This is a genomic window from Candidatus Eremiobacteraceae bacterium, from assembly GCA_035314825.1.
In the GTDB taxonomy this organism is placed as follows: Bacteria; Vulcanimicrobiota; Vulcanimicrobiia; order Eremiobacterales; family Eremiobacteraceae; genus JAFAHD01.
In genome coordinates this window covers 1-5,660 of record DATFYX010000046.1, presented here as the reverse complement: position 1 = coordinate 5,660, position 5,660 = coordinate 1, and the positions used below count along the sequence as shown (strand labels likewise).

At 63.9% G+C, this 5,660-nt stretch carries 4 protein-coding genes; 1 reads left to right on the top strand and 3 read right to left on the bottom strand.

All coding sequences use genetic code 11. The annotated features are described in order from the left end of the window. Positions 1–235 precede the first annotated feature (235 nt). Positions 236–1,324, top strand: coding sequence for a hypothetical protein (locus VKF82_06540; protein HME81718.1), 1,089 nt, complete (start codon positions 236–238; stop codon positions 1,322–1,324). Here VKF82_06540 and VKF82_06535 read toward each other — a convergent pair. The 3 genes from VKF82_06535 to VKF82_06525 are packed head-to-tail and all read right to left on the bottom strand — an operon-like array spanning position 1,321 to position 4,907. Next, a complete protein-coding gene (locus VKF82_06535) occupies positions 1,321–4,050 on the bottom strand; it encodes an AAA family ATPase (GenBank protein ID HME81717.1) in 2,730 nt (909 codons plus the stop codon). The genes VKF82_06540 and VKF82_06535 overlap by 4 nt on opposite strands. A 31-nt stretch (positions 4,051–4,081) precedes the next feature. Next, on the bottom strand, positions 4,082–4,396 hold the full coding sequence (locus VKF82_06530) for an HNH endonuclease (protein HME81716.1): 315 nt from the start codon (positions 4,394–4,396) through the stop codon (positions 4,082–4,084). A 4-nt stretch (positions 4,397–4,400) separates the two neighbouring features. Then, the gene (locus VKF82_06525) at positions 4,401–4,907 is read right to left on the bottom strand and encodes an adenylyl-sulfate kinase (GenBank protein ID HME81715.1); all 507 of its coding nucleotides are present in this window, start codon (positions 4,905–4,907) and stop codon (positions 4,401–4,403) included. Between the last annotated feature and the right edge of the window lie 753 nt (positions 4,908–5,660).

Sequence of the window (5,660 nt, the reverse complement as noted above, 5' to 3'; positions counted from 1 at the left end):
CATCGGGGCGCCGAGGATCAGCGCGAGGGAGAGGGCTATGATCTTGTGCGCGTTCTTCATCTGAGCCATTCCTTTTCAGAGAGCGGCGGGGTCTTTTTGCGCCCCGTCCGTCGCCCGAGCAACCGGGCATGGCTTGATGGTACTCAGCGCAGGCCCCGCCTAAATCCGGGGCGCTACGGAGAAAAATGCGCTTGGCCGGCATGAATACGGGTCCGGCGAGGGAAACGGGACGGGCGTGAAGCCGACCTTGCGCTCGGTTCTCGCCGCTTTGGTCCTGCCGGCCGCGTTGGAGCTAGCGACCGCGATGGTGTATCCGTGCCTGGCGAATCAGGCCGGCGGGCCCGCGCAGGCGATTCACGCGCGACCAACACCGCGTCCGACGCCACGCCCGACCCCGGTGCCGGTGCTGCCCGCACCCTACGCACTTCACTATACGACAAACCCCGACACCTGCGTGCATGCCGGCGACGGGCCCACGCAGTGCTCGTGGTTGACGCACGCTAAGGCAGTCGACGTATACTGGTCGTGGAAATGCAGCGGCAAGGATTGCGCCCTCGAGGGCTTCCATCTGCGGCTTGCCGGCGGTGGTCATGCCGGTGGCCCGGGGAAGACCGTTAACATCTCGAGCGGGCGCTTCGTCGTCCAGGACGAACCCAAAAGCGGATGGCACGGCGTGTGCTACGTCGTGACCGCCTACCCGTTGTCGCTGCACACCGCCGCCGAATCCAAGCCGAGTGCGAGGATCTGCATCCACGACACGTCCAAGACCGTGATTATCAAGCCGGATAAGCTCCGTGGCTACGATCGAATATATTCGGTCTTGTATCAAGACAACCAACCAAAGGTGCAGACCTCCCCCGCAACGGCGTACTCGCCGCTCACCGTCGGCGGACAATTCGATCCCACGAACCAAAGCCAGGTGAACATCTTCCAGCGCGCTGCCTACCAGTTCGATCTCTCGTCTCTCAGGGGCAACAGCCTGTTCGGCGGAAGCTTCGCCTACGATCGCGGACCTGCTGAGCCGTCCAGCAGCTGTGCGGAGCTTCATGAGGCGCCGAGCGGCTGGGCGAGCTCGTCCTGGATCGCCCCGACCGACCGCCCGCTTCCCGGAAAGTTCGCGAGGAGCGGTTCGACCATGTCGTGGCCTATCGACAATCTCGTGGAGCGGTGGAACCGCTCGACGCCGTTCGCGCTGTTCCTCGAAGAGATCTACGGCGTAGGTCCCGCCGAGCAAATCAAGAGCAGCGTCATGCCGTACTCGTTCTCGTGCCAATCGGTCATCATCCACCCGCGGCTGGTGCTGAAGGTCGGTGTTACCGTCTAGTTCGCGGCGCGGGCCATGTGCGCGATCAGCTCGGCGCGCGATGCGAGACCCAGCTTGTTGAGGATGGCCGAGGCGTGGCTTTCGACCGTGCGTTCTCCAAGCGTCAGCGCCTCGCTGATGGCGCGGTTGGATTTGCCCTGCGCGATGAGCTGTCCGACCTCGAGCTCTCTGGGGCTCAAGCCCTGCGGGCCCGAGGCGCGGGGGCGGCCGCGCCGCCGAGCGGCCGTTTGCAGCCGTTGCGCGTCTCTGCGGTCGCCTATCTTCGTGTAGAGCTCGAGCGCGACGTCGCGCTGCCCCGCGGTTTCGAGCGCTTGCGCTTCGTAGAGCTGCCAGCCGAGGTCGTGGAACTGCGCTGCTGCGCGCTCGCCGTGCTCGCGCGCCTGTGCGGTGCGGTTCTCGCGCTGCGCCAGGCGCGCGTCGAACAGGTCGAGGTATGCGCGCGCGTCGTGCTCTTTCTCATGTTTGACTTTACCAGCGCGTGCGAGCAGCTCGCGGGCGTGTTTGACCTGCTCGGGATCGCCGTGCATCGCGATGTGGACGAAGATGACGTTGTCGGTCTGCTTGTCGGCCAGCGCGTCAAGCGCTTGCAGCGTGCGGTCGATGATGCTGCGCGCGTCGTCGAAGCGACCGCGCGCTACGTTGTAGTCGACGTACGCGCATGCGGCATACGGCACGGCGCTCTCGTCGAGCCCTTCGATGAGATCGGCGAACTTTCGGCGCGCGCTGCGTTCGACCAAATCCTCGTCGAGCACCAGCAGACCGACGGCAATCCCAACGTGGGCTGCGACGACGTCGAATTTTTGGAGGTCGATCCCCATGGCGAGCGCCTGCGCGACGAGCTCGCGCGCACGCTCGAGGTCGCCGAAGCGGTAGCACGTGAGCGCGTACTGCAGCAGGCAGAAACCGGCGGAGACGCTGCGCAGCCGATGGGTCTTGATCAGCTCTCGCGCGCGCTCGAAGAGCGCGCGCGTCTGGTCGCGGGCGCGCAGTTTGCCCAGGTTGACGGCGACGTTGCCAAGCGCCCGCACCGCGCCTTCGATGTCGCCTGAGTCCTGTGCGATCTGGGCGGCGCGCTCGCAGTCTTGGAATGCGCCGACCGCGTCACCGGCGGCGACAAGGGCGATCGCCCGGAACTGATGCAAGCGCGACTCCTCGGTGTGTGGCCGCTCTCCGCGGTAGCGCTCGGCCTGGGCGAGATGCTCAAGCGCTCCGGCCGCGTCGTCTTGGAAGACGTGCAGTCCCGCGAGGCTGACGTGCGCGCTGAAATACAGGACATCGTCCGGGCCGGTCGCGGTGTCACGCGCGCGCTCGAAGAATCGCTGTGCGCCTGCGACGTCGCCGGTGTTGAACGCCAGGTGGCCGGCCTCAAGAGAGACCGCGCCGATGCTGGCGGCGTCGCCCGCGCGCGCGAAGAGCTCGAGCGCTGTGTCGAAAGATTCGCGCGCACGTATCGCCGAGCCGCCGTGATGCAAGCTCAGCGCGAGCTTGCGGTGCAGTTCTGCGCTGCGTCTGTCCGTGAGATCGGGCGCTTCGAGTGCGCGCTCGTAGAATTGCGCCGCCGACGCGTGCGCGAAAGCCGCCTCGGCTTGATCGCCGGCGCGCTCGTCGTAGGCGGCTGCTTTGGCGGGCTCGCCGGCGCTGCGCCAATGGTATGCGACCTCGATCGCGCTGTGCTGCGGCCGGCGCTCCTGCGCGGCGGCGATCTTGGCGTGCAACGTCTTGCGCTGCGCGCTCAGGAGCTGGTTGTAGATCGCGTCGCGCGTCAGCACGTGGCGGAAGACGAATGCCGGCTGCGCTCCGTTCTCCTCGACGATCAGCTGTTGATCGCGCGCGCGTTTGAGCGCTTCGAGCACCTGCTCGACCGGACGCTCCGCGATCGCCGCGGCGTACTGAGGTGAGAAGTGCCGGCCGATGACCGCGGCTCGCTCGAGGACGGCGCGCGTGTCGTCGTCGCATTGATGGAAACGCTCGAGAACGATCTGTTCGATCGTGGAGGGAATGTTGCCGCGCGCAGCCGGCGCAGCGGCGGTGTCGAGCAGCGAACGAAGCAGCTCTTCTGCGAACAGAGGGTTGCCCTCAGCTTTGTCTCGTACGGTCTCCGCGACCTCGGCGGATCCTGGGCGGCCATCGACGATTTCGTGGATCATGGTCTGGATGTCGGCGTCGTCGATCGGCGCAAGGTCGAGCCTGGCGACCGTCGGATTACGCGCCAGCTTGGCCAGCGTGGCGCCCAGCACGTCGTTGCGCCGCGTGTCGTCGGTGCGCAGCGTTGCGACGATCAACACGCGCGAGTCGCCGATCGAGCTCGCGACGTGTGCGAACAGCTCCAACGAGTCGCTATCGGCCCACTGCAGATCCTCGATGACGATGATAACCGGTTGTTCCTTTGCAGCATCGTGGAGCGCGCGGACGATCGTCTCGAACTTCGCCCATTTGTCGACCTGCGGCGCCAACTCGTGGCCCGTCAATTCGCGGTAGACGGCAAGAAACGGCACGTATGGGATGTGCAAATGCTCGAAGCACTGGCCTCGTGCGACGCGGCGCTGCGCCGCGGCATTCTGGCACAACTGCGTGACGAGCCGGCTCTTGCCGATACCGGCATCGCCGACGATCAAGACCGTCGAGCCGCGGCCATCCGCCGCGGCCTCCGCGCGCGCACGTAAGTCGGCGAGTTCCGGCTTGCGACCCGCAAAGCGTCGAAAAACGACCGCCATCTGTACCGTCACGCGCTGCGCTTCGACGGGTGCGGCGCGAATGCTAGTGCAGACCCAGCTCCGATACCAGGCGGGCCACTTTCTGCAGCTGCGCGGGATATGGGGTGTCGCGATCGCTTCTGCCTAGGTTGCAAAGGCGATGGGCCAACCGGAGATTGTCGAGCTCTCCCCTTCTGCCTCCCTTGCTCACATGGATGATATGGTCGACGGTTGGTGCGCAGGGATGGGTCTGTCTCTTTTCCCCGTTGCGGCCGACAAAGGGCGCGTTGAAATAGATCGGGAGATGGCAGATCTGACAGCGTTTCCCATCACGTTTGATGAGCGTCCGCATGACGGAGCGCAGCGTGACTTTGCTCATCGCGTCATCGAACCCTGAATCTTCCCCGATCAAGGCCGTCGCGGATGCGGTGCGCAATTGAGCGCGCATCGGCTTCGTCGTCGCAGATCTCATCATGAGGAGATCCTTCGAACAGGCCGTAGAAATCTCGGTAAACGCCGTAGTCCGAAATCGTGCCCTCAGGCCGGCCAGCGGCTCGCTTCTCGCACACGTCGAGGCTCGGCCTTACGATCACAAAGTCCAAGGGAATCTCTTTCAAGATTTTGCGGGCCGTCTCTAAGAATTCCGGCGGAAACGAGAAATCTAGGAGCACTTCATATCCGCCCCGGGCAAGGGGTACCGCGGCAGCCGTGATGGAGCGCATGAGCAGTGGGAATCGCTCTCTTCTCGTGGCCGCACCCGGCTTTGTAAAGAGCGCCCAAAACGAATCGCCCTCCAGATAGCAGAGAGGCGCAGGCGTTATCTCGATCAACTCCTGCGCTATGGTGGTCTTTCCTGCGGCGACCGGTCCGGTAAGCATCACAACGGCCATGACGGTCCTCCGATAGGCACGCGGTTCAAATCGGACGTTTGCGTGGCGTTCCCGCGCCATTGACGGCCCGCGCTACGGTTTGAGGCGCGAACTCTATGACGCGCAAGAGATTGCGCGCCGGCTGATCCGGCTTCGACCGTCCCTGTTCCCACTGCTGCACTGTTCGTTGGCTAAGGCAGAAGCGTTTGGCAAATGCACTTTGAGATAAACCCAATCTGCGCCGAATCAACTTGACGTTTGGCGTGCGGGGGTTAAGTACTCTGCGCCACTTCGCGCCTCCGAGCTTAATGCCGAATGCCCGTCGCTCTTCGTCCGCGAGCCGCTCGATCGTGGCCTGATCCTGGGACCTGACCAGCGCCCAATTAATTCTTCCCTTCATCTCGATACCCCATGTGTCGGGCGTAGTCGTCGATCTCAGCTCGGTCCGATCGCCACGCCGTTATGATACGCTTGCGCCTACCTCGTGTCGTATAGACAGCGGTGATAAATAAACCGTGGATTCTCCCAATCGCGACCAGTCGTTCCTCAGTGTACTCACGATCGTCCAGACGGACATAGATATGAGATTCTGTGGTGAGCATCTCAGCGACGAGCCTGAAATCGAATGCATGCCGTGCATGGACTTCCTCGCTCTTGGTAATGTCCCATTCAAAATATTCGTCGACGTAGTCTGCCATGACGACCACACACGCGACCATACGTTAACAACGTACTACGTTGAAAGCGTATGCCGTCCCACACGCGGCGCTCGGT

Bases quoted from the DNA above. Each gene is read 5' to 3' on its own strand.
- VKF82_06530 (HME81716.1), bottom strand. From the start codon at position 4,396: ATGAGCAAAGTCACGCTGCGCTCCGTCATGCGGACGCTCATCAAACGT.
- VKF82_06525 (HME81715.1), bottom strand. From the start codon at position 4,907: ATGGCCGTTGTGATGCTTACCGGACCGGTCGCCGCAGGAAAGACCACC.